Annotated in this window: 18 protein-coding genes and 1 tRNA gene; 6 read left to right on the top strand and 13 right to left on the bottom strand. The window is 72.0% G+C overall.

The genetic code is table 11. The annotated features are described in order from the left end of the window. Nucleotides 1-3 precede the first annotated feature (3 nt). Entirely contained in the window at nt 4-864 is an 861-nt protein-coding gene (locus C3486_RS07065; RefSeq protein ID WP_308461224.1) for a DeoR/GlpR family DNA-binding transcription regulator, read from the top strand. A gap of 43 nt (nt 865-907) precedes the next feature. Continuing rightward, nucleotides 908-1,309: a RidA family protein gene (locus tag C3486_RS07060; protein ID WP_103831726.1), complete on the top strand. Its 402-nt coding sequence runs from the start codon at nt 908-910 to the stop codon at nt 1,307-1,309. Nucleotides 1,310-1,351: 42 nt separating this feature from the next. On the opposite strand, the gene C3486_RS07055 is transcribed toward C3486_RS07060, so the two are convergent. The 4 genes from C3486_RS07055 to C3486_RS07040 all read right to left on the bottom strand — a co-directional run bounded on the left by C3486_RS07055 (nt 1,352) and on the right by C3486_RS07040 (nt 7,867). Further along, the gene (locus C3486_RS07055; RefSeq protein ID WP_103831725.1) at nt 1,352-2,194 is read right to left on the bottom strand and encodes an arylamine N-acetyltransferase; all 843 of its coding nucleotides are present in this window, start codon (nt 2,192-2,194) and stop codon (nt 1,352-1,354) included. A gap of 85 nt (nt 2,195-2,279) precedes the next feature. Beyond that, nucleotides 2,280-3,458: an acyltransferase family protein gene (locus C3486_RS07050; protein WP_103831724.1), complete on the bottom strand. Its 1,179-nt coding sequence runs from the start codon at nt 3,456-3,458 to the stop codon at nt 2,280-2,282. A gap of 180 nt (nt 3,459-3,638) precedes the next feature. Continuing rightward, complete coding sequence (locus tag C3486_RS07045; protein WP_103831723.1) at nt 3,639-4,529, bottom strand: glycerophosphodiester phosphodiesterase family protein; 891 nt, start codon at nt 4,527-4,529, stop codon at nt 3,639-3,641. Between the two features lie 236 nt (nt 4,530-4,765). Then, complete coding sequence (locus C3486_RS07040) at nt 4,766-7,867, bottom strand: BTAD domain-containing putative transcriptional regulator (protein WP_103831722.1); 3,102 nt, start codon at nt 7,865-7,867, stop codon at nt 4,766-4,768. A gap of 303 nt (nt 7,868-8,170) precedes the next feature. On the opposite strand from C3486_RS07040, the gene C3486_RS07035 reads away from it, so the two are divergent. The 3 genes from C3486_RS07035 (at nt 8,171) to C3486_RS07020 (ending at nt 10,632) form a co-directional block, all read left to right on the top strand. Then, nucleotides 8,171-8,476, top strand: coding sequence for a hypothetical protein (locus C3486_RS07035; protein ID WP_258052647.1), 306 nt, complete (start codon nt 8,171-8,173; stop codon nt 8,474-8,476). A 1,096-nt stretch (nt 8,477-9,572) separates the two neighbouring features. Further along, nucleotides 9,573-10,277, top strand: coding sequence for a hypothetical protein (locus C3486_RS07025; protein WP_146074970.1), 705 nt, complete (start codon nt 9,573-9,575; stop codon nt 10,275-10,277). 100 nt (nt 10,278-10,377) lie between these two features. Beyond that, nucleotides 10,378-10,632 (top strand): hypothetical protein, encoded by a 255-nt coding sequence (locus C3486_RS07020; protein WP_146074969.1) that lies wholly within the window; start codon nt 10,378-10,380, stop codon nt 10,630-10,632. A gap of 180 nt (nt 10,633-10,812) precedes the next feature. On the opposite strand, the gene C3486_RS07015 is transcribed toward C3486_RS07020, so the two are convergent. From C3486_RS07015 to C3486_RS06990, 6 genes are all read right to left on the bottom strand, one after another. Next, nucleotides 10,813-11,223 (bottom strand): rodlin, encoded by a 411-nt coding sequence (locus tag C3486_RS07015; RefSeq protein ID WP_103831718.1) that lies wholly within the window; start codon nt 11,221-11,223, stop codon nt 10,813-10,815. A gap of 423 nt (nt 11,224-11,646) precedes the next feature. Continuing rightward, complete coding sequence (locus tag C3486_RS07010; protein WP_103831717.1) at nt 11,647-11,937, bottom strand: hypothetical protein; 291 nt, start codon at nt 11,935-11,937, stop codon at nt 11,647-11,649. 335 nt (nt 11,938-12,272) lie between these two features. Further along, nucleotides 12,273-13,073, bottom strand: a complete 801-nt coding sequence (locus C3486_RS07005) for a chaplin (RefSeq protein WP_103831716.1) — start codon at nt 13,071-13,073, stop codon at nt 12,273-12,275. Nucleotides 13,074-13,209: 136 nt separating this feature from the next. Continuing rightward, complete coding sequence (locus tag C3486_RS07000; RefSeq protein ID WP_103831715.1) at nt 13,210-13,443, bottom strand: chaplin; 234 nt, start codon at nt 13,441-13,443, stop codon at nt 13,210-13,212. Between the two features lie 328 nt (nt 13,444-13,771). Next, entirely contained in the window at nt 13,772-14,182 is a 411-nt protein-coding gene (locus tag C3486_RS06995) for a rodlin (RefSeq protein ID WP_103831714.1), read from the bottom strand. Between the two features lie 208 nt (nt 14,183-14,390). Next, a complete protein-coding gene (locus C3486_RS06990; RefSeq protein ID WP_103831713.1) occupies nt 14,391-14,636 on the bottom strand; it encodes a chaplin in 246 nt (81 codons plus the stop codon). Nucleotides 14,637-14,993: 357 nt separating this feature from the next. Here C3486_RS06990 and C3486_RS06985 point away from each other — a divergent pair, with 357 nt between their 5' ends. Beyond that, nucleotides 14,994-15,233 (top strand): chaplin, encoded by a 240-nt coding sequence (locus C3486_RS06985; RefSeq protein ID WP_103831712.1) that lies wholly within the window; start codon nt 14,994-14,996, stop codon nt 15,231-15,233. A 95-nt stretch (nt 15,234-15,328) separates the two neighbouring features. Here the strand turns inward: C3486_RS06985 and C3486_RS06980 are convergent, their stop codons facing one another. From C3486_RS06980 to C3486_RS06970, 3 genes are all read right to left on the bottom strand, one after another. Next, nucleotides 15,329-15,556, bottom strand: a complete 228-nt coding sequence (locus C3486_RS06980) for a hypothetical protein (protein WP_103831711.1) — start codon at nt 15,554-15,556, stop codon at nt 15,329-15,331. A 728-nt stretch (nt 15,557-16,284) separates the two neighbouring features. Continuing rightward, nucleotides 16,285-16,358: transfer RNA gene (locus C3486_RS06975), tRNA-Thr, on the bottom strand. A 70-nt stretch (nt 16,359-16,428) separates the two neighbouring features. Then, a complete protein-coding gene (locus C3486_RS06970; RefSeq protein WP_103831710.1) occupies nt 16,429-18,021 on the bottom strand; it encodes an alpha/beta hydrolase in 1,593 nt (530 codons plus the stop codon). Nucleotides 18,022-18,247: the final 226 nt, after the last annotated feature.

Genomic DNA, 18,247 nt, shown 5'->3' with positions numbered 1-18,247 from the left:
GCGTTGACCGGTACCGAAGGGACAGCCGACGGCACTGCCGAGGAGACGCCGGACGCCGCGCCCCCGGCCGACGACGCCGGGTCCCCGGCCAAGCTCAGCCCCAAGGACCGCCGGAAGCGGATCGCGGACCGGGTGCTGTCCGAGGGCCAGGTCAGCATCGAGGACCTGGTCAAGGAGCTGGGCGTCAGTCAGATGACGGTCCACCGCGACCTGGACACGCTGGAGCACCAGGGCTGGCTGCGGAAGGTGCGCGGCGGCGCGACCGCTGCGCCCAACGCCCTGTTCGAGTCCAACGCGCGCTGGCGCGGCAGCGAGCACGTCGCCGCCAAGGAGGCGATCTGCGCGGCCGCGCTGGCCATCGCGGAGCCCGGCCAGGCAGTGATCATCGACGACTCCAGTACGGCGCTGCCGCTGGCCCGTTCGCTCTCGGGACGCGGCGCGTACACCGTGATCACCAACTCGCTGCAGGTGATCAATGAGCTGGCCGACGAGCCCGACATCCGGGTGATCGCGCTGGGCGGTGAGTACCACGCCGCGTTCAACGCCTTCCTCGGCATGTCCACCGCCGACATCGCGCGCAGCTTCCGCGCCGATGTCGCCTTCCTGTCCACCTCCGCCGTCGACAACGGCCACTGCTACCACCAGGCCCAGGAGAACGTCCTGGTCAAGCGGGCCCTGATGGCCGCGGCCCGGCGCAAGGTGCTGCTGGTGGACCACTCCAAGTTCAGCCGCCAGGCGCTGTACGAGCTGGCGCCGCTGGCCGACTTCGACCTCGTCATCTCCGACCAGGATCTTCCCCAGGAGGAGCAGGAGGCGCTTCAATCGCTGGGTGTGCGCTACGAATTGGTGGCGACCGACGGCTGAGGCGGAGGCGCGGACGTGCGCGGAGCGCGGGACGGAGCGGCACATGAGTGAGCTGGAGCGGATCAATCCCCCGCAGCTGTCCCCGCCGGCCGGCTTCAGTCACGCCGTGCGGGCGGCGTCCGGCACCCTCGTGCTGCTCGCCGGGCAGACCGCGCTGGACGGGGCGGGCCGGATCGTCGGCACGGACGTCGTCGAGCAGTTCGAGCAGGCGCTGACCAATCTGCTGGCCGCCGCCGAGGCGGCCGGGGCCGGCCCCGGCGACCTGGGCAAGCTGACGGTGTACGCGGTGGACGTGGCCGACTACCGGCGCAACGCCGCGGCCATCGGCCGGGTCTGGAAGCGGCTGGTCGGCACCGACTACCCGGCGATGGCCGTGATCGGCACGACCCGCCTGTGGGACGAGGCCGCGCTCGTCGAGATCGAGGGCATCGCGGTCGTCTCCTGACCACGGCGTACCGGGCCGCGACGGCGGTCCGGCCGGCGGCCCTCAGTGGCCGTACCAGCCCACCAGCGTCTTCTCGTCCGCGTCCGTGAGCGTGATGCGGAAGACCTCGGCGAGCACCCGCGGCAGCTCGGCCGCGGCCACCTCGCGCACGTCCCGGGCGTAGTCGGTGCCGGTCAGCGTGAGTTCCGTACCGATCAGGGTGCGCCGCAGGCCGTGGTCGGGGCGCTGCACGACCAGCCGCTGCACGAACGGCGAGCGCGGGTGGGTGGCCATGTAGTGGCTGACGACGGCGAAGTCGGCCGGGTACCGCGCCTCGCTGCCGAAGGAGTACAGGTCGAACCAGCCGTCGGGGTGCAGCGAGCGCACCACCCACGTGCGCTCCCCGCCCGGCTCCTCGGGGTCGCGCCGGACGAGGCCGAAGGTCCAGCCGCCCTGCCGCTCCTGGTACCCCTCGACCAGCGGCAGCGGCGCGAGCAGCGCCTCGCCGCCGAAGCCGGTGTCGGTGATCCAGTCCGCGCCGTCCAGCCGTACCTTCAGCAGCGCGTGGGTGGTCGGGCGTATCGTCTCCTCGCCCATCCGGATGCGGGCGCCGAGTCCGGAGACGGCGAAGCCGAGCCGCTCCAGGGCCGCGGCGAAGAGCAGGTTGTGCTCGTAGCAGTAGCCGCCGCGGCCGGCGCCGACGAGCTTGTCCTGGAGGCTCGGCACGTCCAGCGCCACCGGGCGGCCGAGGAGGACGTCGATGTTCTCGAAGCCGATGGCCGTGACGTGCGCGGCCTGGAGCGCGCGCAGCGTCTCCAGGGTGGGCGCGCGGTCCCCCGCGTAACCGATGCGCTCCAGGTAGGCGTCCAGGTCCAGTTGTTCACCGGACCAGACCGACTCGGACATGGTGTTCCCTCCGGACGACGACGGGGCCCGGTCCGCGCGCGAACCGGGCCCCGGATGGCACGGGCGATTCTGCCCGGCCGTCATGTCACTTCCGGTGGCGGGCCACCTCGGCGGCGTCCTTCTTGAACGCCCAGGTCATCTTGGGTTCCATCGCCCACCGGAACATCCGCTGCACCGGCGGGGTGCACAGGGCCGTGATGATGCTGCCGGCGATCAGCGTCAGCGCGATGGCGCCGAGCGGGGTGTGCATCCAGTGGTAGTCGTCGTACCAGCCCCAGAAGCGCGACCCCTTGGCCAGGAAGCCGTGCAGCAGGTAGCCGTAGAGCGTGCCGGCGCCGAGCACCGTGAACCACATCTTGCGGCCCGGGACCCAGGCGAAGAAGCAGGCCACCAGGACCAGCGAGCAGCCGAACATGGCCAGCGTCATGACCGCGCCGGACCACCACGGGGCTGCCAGTTCCTGGGCGCTGTCGCGGTGGTAGAACCACGCGGCGTTCATCCGCGGCGCGGCCCAGTAGGCGAAGACCAGTGCCGCGGCGAAGACCGGCACCGCCAGCATCCGCGCCCGCTTGTTGCGCACCAGCAGGAAGTGCTCGGGCTTCAGGCACAGGCCGATGACGAAGAACGGCAGGAACTGCAGCACCCGCTGGAGGTCCAGGTCGTCACCGATGTCCGGTGAGACGGACGCCAGCACGGCGATCGCGAGCGCCAGCGGGACGGGCCAGCGCACGACCTTCCAGATCGGCGTGGTGAGCCGCCAGATGAACAGCGCGACCAGGAACCAGGTCAGGTACCACGGGTCCAGCAGGCTGATCGGGTACGTCGGGTCGTCGTCCGCCACCCGCTTGAACAGCGTGTACGCCGTCTCGAAGAGGATGTACGGCACGGCGACGCCGGTGATCAGCCGCTGCAGCCGGTCCTTGCGCATGTCGAAGCTGCGCGAGAAGTAGCCGGAGATGATGATGAAGGCCGGCATGTGGAACGCGTACACCGTGATGTACAGCGCCGCCGCGGTGCGGCTGCCGTCCCGCAGCGGTTCCCACGAGTGGCCCATCGCCACCAGCACGATCGCCAGGTACTTGGCGTTGTCGAAGAAGGCGTCGCGCTGCTTGCCGTTCTTCGACGGCGCTGCCTGCTTCCGGCCGGCCTGCCGTGCGCCGCCCGTGACCGCCGGGTCCTGCACCGCGGTGCCCGCGGGCTCGGCGGTCCGGGTGGGCGGAAGAGGGGTGCGTCGCTCGCTCTGCGACTGCGCGAGATTGTTCACGTCCCCTCCCCCAGGCAACCCAGGGAGAGAATTCTCCGTCTTACCGGAATTGCGGGGAGCGAGGCAGCTGAGAACATCAGAGGCACCCTAGCCCGGAGCGCCGAATCCCGTAAATCGTCTCCTCACATGCTTCACATGCCATGTACGTCACACGGGCAGTGGCTGTGCGGAAGGCGCAGGTCAGAGGATGACGCCGTCGATGCCGTACGCGGCGAACGCCCGTTTGGCCTGCCGGGCCGACACGCCCCAGGTGTGCACTTCCATGCGCTCGGCGTGCGGGCCCCACAGGCTGTGCACAGCGGACACATAGGAGGAACTGAGGCCCTTGTAGGGCGGATTGATCCAGTCGGCGAACCGGGCGTACTCCGGCAGCTTCGCGCGGCTCGGCGTGCCGAGCACCGCCGTGCGGACGTCCGGCTGCTGCGAGTGGACCGTGCGCACCGCGTCGACGCCGAAGCTCTGGACGACGAGCCGGTCCATCACGTGCTCGGCGTCGAGCCAGCCGGAGGAGCGCAGCTGGGCGAGGACCTGCTTCTCGATGCCCGGGTACTTCTCCGGATTCTTGATCTCCAGCAGGAGGCTCTGGTCGTTGCGGTCCACCCGCTTCAGATACGAGGCGAGGGTGGGCACCCGCTCCTTCGCGAACTTCTTGCCGAACCAGCTGCCGGCGTCCAGCCTGGCGATCTCGGCGGCGGTGAAGTCGCCCACCCGCCACGGCGACCGGTTCGGATAGACCTTCTCGGCGTCGGTGGTCCGCTTGAGCGTGGCGTCGTGGATGACCACGAGCTTGCCGTCCTTGGTGCGCTGCACGTCGTTCTCGACCCACTCGACGTCACGCCGGTCGGCCTCGTCGACCGCGGCGAGGGTGTTCTCGGGGGCGTACGCGGCGGCCCCCCGGTGCGCGATCACCGTGGGGCCGTCGAGCGGGAGCCCCTTCTGGGCGGAGACCAGACGGACCGGGGCCGGCGGCGCGGCGAGACCACCGCCCCCGGCCCCTGCGTCGGCGGCGAGCACCGCCGCGAAGAGAAGGACGAAACCGACTGCGGCGCTGCGGACGGCGCTTCGGAGCATGGGGCCTCCTGGACGCTGGCGGCGGACTCGCGTGCCGGGCGGAGCGGAGCACCCCTGCCAGGTACCGGAGCCCATGACAACTCACACCACAATTGCACCAGTTTATCCGTTTTCCCATTTGTGTGCGCCAGCCGGGCTAAGGGCCCTCCGCGGGCCGGGAAACGAAGGGCCGCGAGCAGCGGTGAGCACATGAGGTCATTCATTGGCCATGAATTGGCGGCTCCAGGCCCACCACGTCATACGAGAGAACGCAACTCCGGCAGCACGGCGGCGTCCGTACCGTCCAGCGCGGCCAGCGACAGCCGCCACTGCTCACCGGACTCCGCGGTGCGCCCGAGAGCGCGCAGCACATGGCCGTACTCGTAGCGTGCCTTGCCCGCCGTGTACGCGTCGCCGCGCATCTCGGCCAGGTCCAGCAGCGCCTCGCACTCGTGCGCCGCCCGCTCCGTGCGCGCCAGCCCGCGCAGCGCGCGGATCAGCCCGAGCCGGCTCTCGGAGACCGTGTGCCAGTCGGTGACGCCGTCCAGCGGGCGCAGCGCCGCCTCGAAGTGGCCCACCGCCGCCTCCGGTTCACCGAGCATGAGGTGGGCGCAGCCGATATTGCAGCGCGCCGTCTGCTGCAATCGTGCGCTCTCCAGCCGTACGCCCGCCTCCAGGCTCCGCCGGTGGTACTCGATGGCCTTGCGCGCGTCGGTGAGTTCGTAGAGGTTCCCCAGGTGGCTGAGGCAGATGGCGACCGCGTGGTCGTCGCCCAGCCGGTGCGCGTACGCCAGCGCCTCCTCCTGCGCCGCCGCCGACTCCTCGTGCCGCCCCAGCACGTACAGGAGCAGACCACGGTTGCCGAGCACCCGCTGCAGCCACTCGTCGTCGCCCAGCAGCCGGGACCGCGCGATCGCCCCGTCGATCAGCCCGAGCGCCTTCTCGTACCGCCCCGACATGAAGTACGCGCCGGCCAGGTCGCTCATCGCGACCATCTCGGCGCGGGCGTCCCCCGCCTCCCGCGCCGCGTCCCGCGCCAGGCGGCTCAGCTCGGCCATCTCCTGTGTCCTGCCGCGCTGTTCCAGGTAGGGGACGAGCAGCCGTACCAGCGTCACCGCGGCGTCCCTGACACCGCCGGCGTGGATGTGCCGCGCCACCAGCCCGCGCAGGGCGGGCAGTTCACGGTCGCCCCAGGCGAACGCCTCCTCGGCGCCCGCGAAGGGCGGTGCCGCTTCCGCCGGTTCGTCCGCCAGCCGCAGCGCCCGGTAGCGCGACGCCGGCAGGAAGGTCCGCACGGACTGCGCGGCACGGGCGGCGAACCACTCCACGCCGCGCCGCACGGTGGCGGCCCGCTCCGCCGCGTCCTCGTGCCGTACGGCCAGTTCGCGCGCGAAGTCCCGGACGAGGTCGTGCGGCGCGTACCGGCCGAGCGCGACCTCCTCCAGCAGCGCCACGTCCACCAGCCGGTCCAGCGCGGCTCCGGCCCGCCGGACGCCGGTCTCCATCAGGCGCGCGGTCAGCGCCGTCTCGTATACGGGCAGGTCCAGCGCGCCCATCCGGCGCAGCGCCAGCGCCGCGTCCCGGTCGGCCGGCCGCTCCGAGGCGACCAGCGCGTCGTACGCGACGGCCAGCGAGCGCCGCACGCTCAGGTCGTCGTACTCCAGGTGGTCCAGCCGCCCGTCCTGCCCGTCCAGCAGCTCCACCAGCGCCTCGACGGTCAGGGCCCGGCGGGCCGCCAGCCGGGCCGCGACCACCCGCAGCGCCAGCGGCAGCTGCCCGCACAGCTCCGCCAGCCGCCGGACCGCCGGGCTGTCGGCCGCCACCCGGCCCTGCCCCGAGACCGTGCCGATCAGCGCCACGCTGTCCCGCTCGGCGAGGCGGGCCAGCGGCAGGTGCACCGCGCCGTCCAGCGCTGCCAGCGGCGGCCGGCTGGTGACCAGCACCGCGCAACCGGGGTCCGCCGGGAGCAGCGGGCGCACCTGGGCGGCGCCCGCCGCGTCGTCGAGGACGAGGAGCACCCGGGACCCGGCGAGCGTGGAGCGGAACAGCGCGGAGGCGGCGTCCACGTCGTCCGGTACGCGCCCGCCCGGCACGCCGAGGTCGCGGAGCAGCGCCTCCAGCGCCTGGAGCGCACTGAGGGGCGCACCTCCGGGGTTGGCGCCGTGCAGGTTCAGGAAGAGCTGCCCGTCCGGGTAGCGCTCACGCAGCCCGTGGGCGACGTGCACGGCCAGCGCGCTCTTGCCGACCCCGGCCATGCCGCTCACCACGGCGGTGGCGGGCCGGCCGGCGCGCGGCGCCAACGCCTCGTGCAGCACGGCCACCTGCGCGTCCCGGCCGAGGAACGGCACGGGCGGGGGCGGGAGTTGCGCGGGACGGGGGGCGGGGTCGGCCGGGTCGGCCGCTGCGCTCTCGGGTGCCGCTTCGCTCCCGGGTGCTGCTTCCGCTGCGCCTCCGGAGGCTCCGACCGCAGCGCCTCCGGGTGCCGCGTCCGCAGCACCTCCGAGTGCCGCGATCGCAGCGCCTCCAGATACCGCGAGCGCAGCTCCCTCAGGTGCCGCCCCCTGGTTACGCGCCGCTCCTTGGGCAGGGACGCGCGCCTCCGGTTGCGGGTCCTCCCGCAGCACTTCCTGGTACGCCTCCTGGACCGCCGCGCCCGGTTCGACGCCCAGTTCGTCCACCAGCCTGCGGCGCAGCGCGTGGAAGACCGACAGCGCCTCCGCCTGGCGGCCCGTACGCCGCAGCACCAGCATCAGCTGCCGGTGGAAGGACTCGCGCAGCGGATGCTCGGCGACCAGCCGGGACAGCTCGGGCGCCAGGCCGCCGGGCCGTCCTAGCCGCAGCTCCGCGTCGTACCGCCACTCCAGCAACTGGAGCCGTTCCTCCTCCAGTTGCCGCACGAAGGGCTGGGCCTCCAGGGCCTCGGACACCTCCTCGGGGAGGCCGTCCAGCGGCCGGCCGCGCCACAGGCCCGCCGCCACGCCCGCCTCCCGGACCACCGCCGCCCAGTCTTCGTGCGCGTACGCCTCGCGGGCGCGCCGTACGGCCGCGGTGAAGGCGTCGCTGTCCAGCTCGCCCGGGCCGACCCGCAGGAGGTAGCCGGGGGCCGCGGAGCGGAGCCGGCCGTCGTCGTCCGCGCCGAGCGTCCTGCGCAGCCGCGTGACGTGGTTGTAGAGCGAGGCGTTGGCCGAGGCGGGCGCCCGCTCGCCCCACAGCGCCGCCTTGAGCACCTCGACCGGTACGACGCGGTTCGGGCGCAGCAGGAGGGCGGCCAGCAGCGCCCGGCCCTTCGCGCTGTTCAGCGGCCGGAGCCCACCCGCGTCGTCGTGCACCGTCAGCGGGCCCAGCAGGCCGAACCGCATGTTGCTCCTCCGTACCGGCCGACCCGTCAGCCGCATGGTTGGCCACATGTTAGTCAGCCGTTGGACCCGTCCGATGAGATCGTCACATCGGATCCGGCCCGTCGGTGCGCCGGCGCGCACACCGTCGTCGGGGGAGCGCAACCGCCGAGCCGGGTCCGCAGCAGCACCGCCGTCGCCCGACCGCCGGCACGGGGATTCCCGGCCACCCGGACGGAGGTTCTCGGCCACCGGCACGGAGGTTTTGGCCTCGGCCGAAGAGTGACAGGCTCTGGGGGACCGGTCAGTCTCGACAGGGAGCCTCGCTTGGACAGCGACCACAGCGGCAGCGGCGACGAGGGCAACGGCGCCACGCCGGACGAGGCCGTACGGCAGCGGGCCGTCGCCGTCGTCCAGCGCATCCTGGACGGTGCGTACGACGGGGAGGCCGAGCTCTACGCCCATCTGGACTGGCTGGAGCAGGTCCTGCGGTGCCGTTACGTCAGCGACCTGATCTTCTGGCCGGACGTGCCGCCCAGCGCCCAGGAGGTCGTTCGCCAGGCGCTGTCCTTCGGGCCGGCCATCCCCCGGCCCCGCGGCTGCCCGCCGGACCGCACGAACATCCGGCGCTGACGGCCCCGATCAGACCGCCGGGCCCCGCTCGCGACGCCGGGCCCGCCGCTCATAGCGGGCACGAGGCCGACGCCGCGGCCCGCCGCTCACAGCGGGCACGAGGCCGACTCCCGCCACGACCCCGGGCCCGCCGCTCAGAGCGGGCGCGAGGCCGGTACCGGGCGCGGCGCGACGGGTACCGGACGGGGCGCGACGGGCACCCTGCCCACCCGCGCCATCGGTGCCCGCGCCGGTGCCACGGCCGGCAGCCGCGTGGCGGGCGGTCCGGCGGGGCGTCCCGAGGCAGCGGGGCGGCCCGGAGCGGCAGGACGCCCCGGCGCACCGGGCCGGACGGGAGCGCCGGGCCGGACGGGGCCGCCGGGTCCCTGACCGGTGCCGCGCACCGTGACGTCGTGCGGCCATCCGGCGGCGGACCGCCGGAGCGCGCCCGCCCGCCACTCGGCCAGCAGCCGGTCGTAGATCGGGGTCGGCTCCACCCTGGGGCGCGGCGCGGCTCCCGGGCGCTGTCTGTCGAGAAAGAGCTCCACGCCCGGGTTCAACTCGGGGCCCCGGCGGCGGGTTGCGGCCCGCACCCGTACCGGGTACCGAATACGCCTGCACCGGGGACCTCGCGGAGATACGTTCCCTCGGTCTCCGAACAGGCCGTTTTCGAACGGGAGGCGGGACGGTGCCGGAGGGTGAAGGACGGCACCGTCCCGCGAAGGCCCACGCATCACGGCCGGTGACACGCTCCGCCACACCCAGTGCAACGCCACCGCGGCCAAGAGGTAATGATCCCGGGCCCGCTGCCACCCGCCCGGACACCGCGGCAGGCCCTCTGGCCTGCGCGCGGCCCGCGGCGGCCGTCGTCGGACGCCACGAATGGCCGCAGCGCGGGCGATCCCGCCACCCGGGGTGAAACCACAGGTCAGACAATGTGACCGGGAGCAACGGCCGTTCACTGGCGGTAGTTGATGAATTGCGCCGGGCGACCGCCCTTTGCACCGTGACGGTATTCCCGCGTCGCCCGACGCACCGCTCGGCAGTGCCCTTCGCAGGTACCGCCGTGCCCACCACCGACCGACACGACCGGTCACCCGAAAGGACCATCATGCGCATGCTCCGGAAGCCCGGACTCGTCGTCACCTCCGCCGTCTGCGGTGCCCTCGTCCTCGGCACGGCCGGCCCGGCCGCCGCGGCCGACACCGGACGGAACGCCGCGCCTCCCGACACGGCCGCCGCGGCTCCCGGCGCCGACACCCCGCAGAGCAGCAACGGCTCGGGCGGCCTGCTGGGCGCCCTCTCCGACGTGCTCCACGTGGTCGGCGACGCACTCAAGAACGACGACAAGAAGTCCGACGCGGAGAAGAAGGCCGAGGCCCAGGCCATCGCCGACGAACTGTCCAGGCTCCAGGGCCGCGACCTGATGTCCGCCCAGGAGTACCCGGCGAGCCAGTCGGGCCTGACCGGCACGGACGCACCGGCCGACATCTACACGAAGGCCGATCCCTACGCCCCGACCGACCACGCCGACGCGGACTACCGCGCCCCGGCGCTGCCCGCCGACCGGGCGCCGTCCCCCGAGATGCCGCAGGAGCAGGCCATCGGGCTGCTGCACAACAAGCTCCTCGGGCTGGTGAGCGCCCTCGGCTCGGACGACCGGGAGGACCTGACGACCGCCGCGGGCGAGACCGTCTCCGCCACCACCAACCTGGCCAAGACGATCCTCGGCGGCATCCAGCAGCCCTTCGGCCAGGACACGCCCCAGCAGCCGCCGTACGCCCCTGGCACGGCCGCCAGCACCCCGGACGTGGACTACTGAGCGTCTCCCGTCCCCGCCCTCCCGGCGGGCGGACTGACTCGTTCGGCCCACACCCGCCATAACCCGCGGCCGGTGCCGCCGGTTGTACGTGGACGTGGACATGAAGGACGACGACGAGCACGCGGACCGGCAGCCGCCCCACGTGCCCCGGCCGGGCCGCTGGGTGCGGGAGGAGCCGACGCCGATCTACGACCGGCTGCTGGCCGAGTGGCACGCGCGGGGCCCGTTCCCGCCCCGCCGCGAACTCCCCGACGAGACCGGACCGCAAGCCGGTCCGCGCGTACCGCCGGTCCGGGCGCCGCGGATGCCCGACCCGCCGCGCCGGCCGCCCCGCCAGCGCCCCTACGAACTCTGACCGCCGAGCGCCGCCCCGGCCGCCGCCCACCCGCGGCGTCCGGGGCCGTCGCCGTGCCCGCACGCCGCCCGTGCGCCCCCGGGACGCCGGTACGCCCCGGGAACGGAGGTACCCGCCCCGGGCAGCAGGAAGCCCGGACCGCACCCGCGAGGAGTGGACGGCCCGGGCTTCCCGTGGCACTCAGTGGTTGCCGGTGCCGTTCGCCGACAGGACCGGGATGTTGTCGAGCAGGTGCGACAGCGCCTCGTCACCCTTGTTCTGGGTGGAGTTCTCGACGCACTGCTGGTTCTGCGGCGAGGACAGGACGTTGATGTCCTGGACGGTGATCGGGATGAGGCCGATCAGCGAGCCGAGGTTCGCCTTGGCCGGCAGGCCGATGCAGGGCTTGTTGAGCGAGCCCTGGATCAGACCGATCTGCGGGCTCATGTTGCCGTGGGTGGTGGAGTTGCCGTACGACTGCGACGCACCGTTGCCGCTGAGCGCGGTGGCACCGCCGTCGTCACCAACAGCCATCGCCTGCGGGGCGGCTGCGGCCGAGACACCGACGATGGACGCCGCAACTGCGGCCGAGGCCATGAACTTCTTGATCACGATTCACCCTTCTTGTTACTGAATGCCCGCATCCGGAGCGCTCTGCCCAACTCATCTCAGCGGGTTTGGTTTTGCACTTTCACCCATATGGTTCTTGGCCCGGCCCCCGAATTCACCGTTACGGCACAGCTGTACGGAGGAATTCACGCCGGGCGTTCACCCGTACGTCCGCGAAATACCGGACACCATCCGCGGAAAGCCGGGCGGCGGCTCGCATCCGCCGTTCGACGGTAAATTCTCCGATGCGCCGGATAACGGACCGGAGCAAGGTATGTTGAACGAGCGGCCGATCAGCGGGGGCGATTCCGATCCCCTTCATCCAGGAACCGTCCTCGCGGTCGCGGGCCCGGACGGGCCGTACGCCGTCCCGCTGCACGGCGGCTGATCCTTGCGCCGGATCGGCCGCCCGGCGGTGCGGCGGCGTCACTTCCCGAGCGGCAGCCCGGCCAGCGGAAGGTGTCCCGCGAGACCGGTGGCACCGTCCAGCAGGCCCTCGGCGTCCCCGGCGGCCGCCGCGTGCGTGACCTTGTGCGCGTTGTCCACCACCGGGTCGACCTCGGCCTTTCCCGCGTTGGCGAGCGCGTCGTTCAGCCCGGCGTTCAGGCTCATGCTCGGAGAGGTCGAGGGGTGGTCGGTCGCGGCGAAGGCGGGGGTCGCGGCCCCCAGCGCCACCACCGATCCGGCGAGTACCGCCGCGGTCTTCGCGAGCTTCATCTTCAGCGTTCCTTTCCGCAGCGGCGAGGGCGACGAGGACGCCCTGCGCGTCGCGCAGGCAGATTGGCGTGCCGTACGTTCCGCCGCTGTCGCCATGCGTAACGACCCGGCCGCGGCCCGGAAACTGCGGGCCCGGCCCTTTTTCCCGCACGATCCGATTTCCACGTACCAGCCGGTCGACGGGAATTCCAGCGGACACCGCCGCGGCACCGGCTCTTTGTCCGGCACGGACGAACAGCACCCGCCCGTCAGTAAATCGGAATATCTCTCCGCCGCTATCCGGAATTCCCCGTGGGCCGCCGCCCGGTGCCGGGCGCGGCACCGGGCGGCGGACGTCACCGCCGGGCGTGCCGGGCGCGGCGGTACAGGATCGCGCCACCGAGCACCAGCGCGGCGCCGGCCCCGGCCACCGCCCCGATCTGCTCGGTACCGGTGTGGGCCAGCTGCGTTCCGAAGGACTCCGGCTCGGCGGCGTGCGGCGCGGTGGCCTGGTGCGCCGGCCGGGTGCCGGTCTCCGCGCCGGCCCGCGGCTGCTCCGGTGCGGCCGGCCGCGGCGCCTCGGGCGTCACGTGGTGGGGCACGGACTCGTCGGCGTGCTGCTGCTCCTGCTCGTGCGAGGAGTCGCAGTGGTTGCCGAAGACGGGGTTCAGCAGCCCGACGACGTCCACGGTGTTGCCGCAGGCGTTGACCGGGACGTCGACGGGGGCCTGGGCGTTGTTGCCCGACCCGACGCCCGGCGAGTTCTGCGCCGACCCTGCCGCGCTCGCGCCGCCGCCGTTGCCGCCGCCGGTGCGGTCGTCGCCACCGCTGCGCGTCGTGCTGCCGGTGTCACCGCCGCCGCTCAGCGCCGAACGCTCCTGGTGCGCTCCCTGCGCGGGCCGGTCGTGGCCTCCCCCGTCGCTGGCACAGCCGTTGCCGAAGGACGGGTTGAGCGCCCCGATGACGTCCACGCCGTTCCCGCAGGCGTTCGCGGGCAGTTCCACCGGTGCTTCGACGGTGTTCCCGGAGAGCACGCCCGGGGAGTTGCTGCTCTCGCTGCTCGCCCCCGCGTCCGCGAACGCGGCGCCTCCGGTCACCCCGAGCACACCCGTGGTGGCCGCGGCGGCGAGGAGACCCTTTGCCAGGACCTGTCGCATTGGTCTTCCTGTCTTCGCTTGCCGTCGCGTAAGGGCCTGCTGCCCGTACGCCCGTAACTACGAGGCGGCCCCGGGGCGCATGGCATGCGTCCCGAGGCCGTCCGGGGAGAACACGCACCTGCGTGCGTCGCGGACGTCAGTCGTTGGCGCAGGTGTTGCCGAAGGCGGGGTTCAGCAGGCCGATGACGTCGATGGTGTTGCCGCAGACGTTCACCGGGATGTGAACCGGAATCTGGGCGACGTTGCCGGACAGCACGCCCGGAGAGTTGTTGGCGGCTCCGCTGGCACCCGAGTCGGCGAACGCCGGCGCGGCGGCGCCCGCAGCCATGAGCGTTCCAGCGGCGACCGCGGCGACCTTCGTGTACTTCACTTTCAGCCCTTTCTGCAACGGAGTACGTAACGGCTACGACCTTCGTGCCGCACGAGCGCTGTTCAGATCGCCCGTAACTACGCTGCCGTGACTGGTAACGAGCACTGGGACGAATCGAAACCCCACCCGCGGAACTTTCCGCAGAACCCCCTCTAATGACCCAACGCCTCGGCCCGACGTAATGCTTGTCTGAATTTCTGCTGGTCGCCTCTTCGGTGTGCAATTCCCTTGTCCGGGCGGCCCCTTCGGGCGCGCTGGACGCACGAAAAGGCCCGGACCGCCCAGGAGGAGAGGACTGGCGGTCCGGGCCTTTCGCGGCCGGTACGGATCAGCCGTTGCCGTTACCGTTCGCCGACAGCACCGGGATGTTGTCGATGATGTGCGACAGCGGCTCGTCGCCCTTGTTCTGCGTCGAGTTCTCGGAGCACTGCTGGTTCTGCGGGTTGGCCAGCACGTTGATGTCCTGGACGGTGATCGGGATGAGGCCGATCAGCGAGCCGATGTTGGCCTTGAGCGGCAGGCCGACGCAGGGCTTGTTCAGCGTGCCCTGGACCAGGCCGAGCTGGGTGCTCATGTGGCCGGCCGTCGTCTGGTTGCCGAACGACGTCGAAGCGCCGTTGCCGCTCGCGGACTTGGCACCGCCGTCGTCACCGAGCGCCAGCGCCTGCGGGGCAGCCGCCGCAGACATACCCACAATGGACGCCGCCACGGCACCCGTGGCAAGAACCTTCTTGAACACGATTCACCCTTCTCAATACGGAATGCCCGTAGTCGGAGCGAACTGGACAACGGGATCGAGTGGGTTTGGTTGCGTGCTGTCACCCGAATGAACGCGGAACGGCGCGGCGGCCTGACGCCCACTGAGGGCTATCAGGCCGCCGCGCCGGAGAAAGTCGGTCCGCAGCCGTGCGGCGGGGCGGCTCGATTGCCGCCGGCCGGAATGCGCGTCAGCGGTTGACGCAGGGGGTGCCGAAGACCGGGTTGAGCGCGCCGATCACCGTGACGGTGTTGCCGCAGGCGTTCACCGGCACGTGCACGGGGGCCTGGACGAGATTGCCGGAACCGACACCCGGGGAGTTCTCGGCGGCGCCGAACGCACCCGAACCGGAGGTGGCGGAGGCCATACCGGAAGCGCCGAGCACCGCGGCTCCGGCCACGGCGGTGAGCAGGGCGGTCTTGGCAACGCGCGACATAGGAGTACCTCTTCACTGAACAGCGGACGGTGACGTCGGCTTCGATTTCCGTCGCCCAGTTGGGCTAACAAACCGATCAACGCATCAACAGCCCGACGGGTGCGGTTCCCATCGGGTGAATCACTGGTCAGGTGTACGGACCGCAACACGCCGAAGGCCACTTCGGCGACCGATGCACACTCCCGCGTTCCGGACCGGCCAGAATTCAGAACGCAGCCGATCGGCCCCCGCACATTCAGCGCATTGAGCCGATCGAAGGTTTATCGGCGGCTGCCCGTAGCCGATGAGCCGGTGCTGCGTTCAGCACGATGCGGCGCCCGTCCGGAGCCGCGGTAACCATCCCTGGAGGGATTCCCCATGAAGAATGCCCACAAGGCCGCTCTGGTCCTGGCCGCCGCCGGCCTCGCCACGGGTGCCGCTTCCGGTGCCGCGATGGCCGACAGCGGCGCTTCCGGTGCCGCCGTCGGTTCGCCGGGCGTGCTGTCCGGCAACGCCGTGCAGGTCCCGGTGCACGTGCCGGTGAACGTCTGCGGCAACAGCATCAACGTCATCGGTCTGCTGAACCCCGCCTTCGGCAACACCTGCGTCAACGACTGACGTCGCAGGCGGCAGACACGGCGGCAGGGCCTCGCATGCGCGGGGCCCTGCCGCTTTCCGGTCCGTGTCGACCCACGCTACGGCGCGCTCCTCACTCAGAGGAGGTTGATCCCGCCGACGTCGATGAGGTCGTTGTCGGAGTAGTAGTAGTGGTCGTGACCCCAGCCCCAGCAGCTCTGGAACCAGCAGGGTCCGGCCGCCGACGTGGTCGCGTGCGATGCGGCCGCCTCCTGCGACTGCGCCGAGGCCACCCCGGAGAGCGGGACGACGGCTGCTGCGGTGAGCGCGGTGACGGCGGCGAAGCGTCCAATGAACTTGCGCATGGTTCTCTCCTTTTGCGCAGAAGTGGGACACAAAAATCATTACAGCCGCACCCCATTGGCCGCTCGCTCAGCCGTACGAATAACTCCGCCGGCCCAATCCGCCCGTTCTTCTCGCGCGCCCTCGCGCGCAGCGATTTACGCTGCCCCGCAAGGGCGTTTCGTTTGACCATTCAATCGAACGCCAGTCCCGTAGCCACCCGGACGGCCGACCGGCGAAAAAGAAAATCGCCGCGGATTCCAGGGCGGCGGCCACGAGGGCCGGAAAGGCCGGCGAGGGGTCGCCGCCGGGTACGTGAGTCGGCTCCGGCGGCGACCTTGCGCGAGAAGGCGTGGCTCCCCGTCCCCGTCTTCTGCGCTGTTTCGCCCGTCACCGGCCGCCGGGGGCGCGGGATGACCCCGACGGGACTAAGTCCGGGAGGGCGGGGCCGGAAGACCGCGACGTCGCCGCAGACTCGGCGGATCTCCGGCCGTCTGTGGGCCCGGATGTCGATCTCGGGGGCTCGGAGATCCAAGTCCTTGCAAGCGGTGCCTGTACGCGAACGGCGCCTGTACACGAACTCCGTTACGCGAATTCCTGCACCTTCGAGCCTACGACCGGCGCGCCCGCCCGCACAGCCCCCATTCACGACATCCCGCAGCCCTCCCGCCGAGCCCCCCGCACCGCGGGCCCCCACCCCCGGACACACGAGAGGGCCAGGTCAGAAGCTTCTGACCTGGCCCTCTCACCGAGCCGCCTAAGGGAATCGAACCCTTGACCTACGCATTACGAGTGCGTCGCTCTGGCCGACTGAGCTAAGGCGGCGTGGTGCGCGGCCCAGTCTACACATGGCGGAGGGGTGGTTCGTAATCGGATTCGGCGGGGGCGGTCGTGGTCAGGAGCAGCGCTTGTTCTCGGCGGGCGGGGTGCCCTCCAGCAGGTAGGTGTTCACCGCGGTGTCGACGCAGTCGCTGCCGCGGCCGTACGCGGTGTGGCCGTCGCCCTCGTACGTCAGCAGGCGGCCCGAGGAGAGCTGGGAGGCCAGGCCGCGGGCCCAGGGGTACGGGGTCGCCGGGTCGCGGGTGGTGCCGACGACGAGGATCGGGGCCGCCCCCTCGGCCTCGATCCGGTGCGGCTCACCGGTGGCCTTGACCGGCCAGTACGCGCAGTTCAGCGGGGCCCACGCGAAGTTGTCGCCGAAGACCGGGGAGGCCTTACGGAAGGCGGGCAGCGCGGCCTCGACCTGGGCGGGCGAGGAGAAGGCGGGCGGCAGGTCGAGGCAGTTCACCGCGGGGTTGGCGAACATCTGGTTGGCGTAGCTGCCGTCCGGCTCGCGCTCGTAGTAGGAGTCGGAGAGGGCGAGCAGGCCGCTGCCGTCGCCCTTCATCGCCTTGCCGAGGTACTCGCGCAGCAGGGGCCAGGCCGTCTGGTCGTACATGGCGGCGATCACACCGCTGGTCGCCAGGGACTCGGTGAGCTTGCGGGACTCGCCGGTGGCGACGGGGCGCGCGTCCAGGCGGCGGAAGAAGGCGGACAGCTGCTTGCCGGCGTCCGCGGTGCTCTTGGTGCCCAGGGGGCAGTCGCGCTTCTTGATGCAGTCGGCGGCGAAGGAGGTGAAGGCGGTGTTGAAGCCGGCGGTCTGGTCCTCGTTGAGCTGCCGGGAGTTCAGCGAGGGGTCCATCGCGCCGTCCAGGACGAGCCGGCCGACGCGGGAGGGGTAGAGCCCGGCGTACGTCGCGCCGAGGAATGTGCCGTACGAGGCGCCCACGTAGGTGAGCTTCCGGTCGCCCAGCGCGGCCCGGAAGATGTCCATGTCGCGGGCCGCCTCGATGGTCGAGACGTGGCCGAGCACCTTGCCTGCGCGGGCCTTGCAGCCGTCGGCGAAGTTCTTGAACGCCGTGGTGAGCTTCTTCTGCTCCGGCTTGTCGTCCGGGGTCTGGTCGACCTCGGTGTACGCGTCCATCTGCTTGTCCGTGAGACAGCGCACCGGCTCGCTGCGGGCCACCCCGCGCGGGTCTATGGCGGCCATGTCGTACCGGGCCTTCACGGCGGCCGGCTCCGGCGCGTACTGCTGGAGGTAATTGATCGCGGAGGCGCCGGGGCCGCCCGGGTCGACCAGCAGGGAGCCGATCCGCTTCCCGGGCCCTGTGGCCTTCTTGCGGGAGACGGCGAGCTTCAGGTCGGTGGCGCGGCTGGGCTTCGCATAGTCCAGCGGGGCCCTGAGCGTGGCGCACTGGAAGCCCTTGGGGCCGCAGGAGTGCCAGCTGAGCTTCTGCTCGTAGTACGGGCGCAGGGCCGCCGGTACGGCCGTGGGGAGCGGTTCGAGGGGCTTGGTCGCCTTGTCGCTCTCCGGGCGCGCGTCGGGGCCGTTCTGGGCCGGTGAGGCGACGGTGTCGCCGTCCGTGCTCGCGGACGAACTGCAGGAGACGAGCAGCGCGGCGGCCGCGAGCAGGGCGCCGGAGGTGCGGAGCAGACGGCTGGTGTCCATGGATACGTCCTCGGTCGGCAGCGGTGACGGGACCTGGCTCGGTGACGATCGGTGACCAATGGTGACAGTTGGCTACAGCTTTGGGGAGCGTATCCGCACCCGACGATTCGTGCCCGGACCATGGCCCGGACCATTCCCCTCGTACGGGTGACTTCGGCCGCCGGGCGACAGGGCTGCGGCCCGGCCGGCCGGGAACGCGGGAGTGGACCGTTCGGGGTCCGGCCAG

The sequence above is a fragment of the Streptomyces sp. Ru73 genome (assembly GCF_002920575.1).
Classification (GTDB): domain Bacteria; phylum Actinomycetota; class Actinomycetes; order Streptomycetales; family Streptomycetaceae; genus Streptomyces.
The sequence above is the reverse complement of the archived record's forward strand: the minus strand, read 5'-3'. Positions and strand labels throughout refer to the sequence as shown.

Bases quoted from the DNA above. Each gene is read 5' to 3' on its own strand.
- C3486_RS07040 (WP_103831722.1), bottom strand. From the start codon at position 7,867: ATGCGGTTCGGCCTGCTGGGCCCGCTGACGGTGCACGACGACGCGGGT.
- C3486_RS06990 (WP_103831713.1), bottom strand. From the start codon at position 14,636: ATGTCGCGCGTTGCCAAGACCGCCCTGCTCACCGCCGTGGCCGGAGCC.
- C3486_RS06985 (WP_103831712.1), top strand. From the start codon at position 14,994: ATGAAGAATGCCCACAAGGCCGCTCTGGTCCTGGCCGCCGCCGGCCTC.
- C3486_RS07025 (WP_146074970.1), top strand. From the start codon at position 9,573: ATGCTCCGGAAGCCCGGACTCGTCGTCACCTCCGCCGTCTGCGGTGCC.
- C3486_RS07020 (WP_146074969.1), top strand. From the start codon at position 10,378: ATGAAGGACGACGACGAGCACGCGGACCGGCAGCCGCCCCACGTGCCC.
- C3486_RS07010 (WP_103831717.1), bottom strand. From the start codon at position 11,937: ATGAAGCTCGCGAAGACCGCGGCGGTACTCGCCGGATCGGTGGTGGCG.
- C3486_RS07055 (WP_103831725.1), bottom strand. From the start codon at position 2,194: ATGTCCGAGTCGGTCTGGTCCGGTGAACAACTGGACCTGGACGCCTAC.
- C3486_RS06980 (WP_103831711.1), bottom strand. From the start codon at position 15,556: ATGCGCAAGTTCATTGGACGCTTCGCCGCCGTCACCGCGCTCACCGCA.
- C3486_RS06970 (WP_103831710.1), bottom strand. From the start codon at position 18,021: ATGGACACCAGCCGTCTGCTCCGCACCTCCGGCGCCCTGCTCGCGGCC.
- C3486_RS07005 (WP_103831716.1), bottom strand. From the start codon at position 13,073: ATGCGACAGGTCCTGGCAAAGGGTCTCCTCGCCGCCGCGGCCACCACG.
- C3486_RS07045 (WP_103831723.1), bottom strand. From the start codon at position 4,529: ATGCTCCGAAGCGCCGTCCGCAGCGCCGCAGTCGGTTTCGTCCTTCTC.
- C3486_RS07060 (WP_103831726.1), top strand. From the start codon at position 908: ATGAGTGAGCTGGAGCGGATCAATCCCCCGCAGCTGTCCCCGCCGGCC.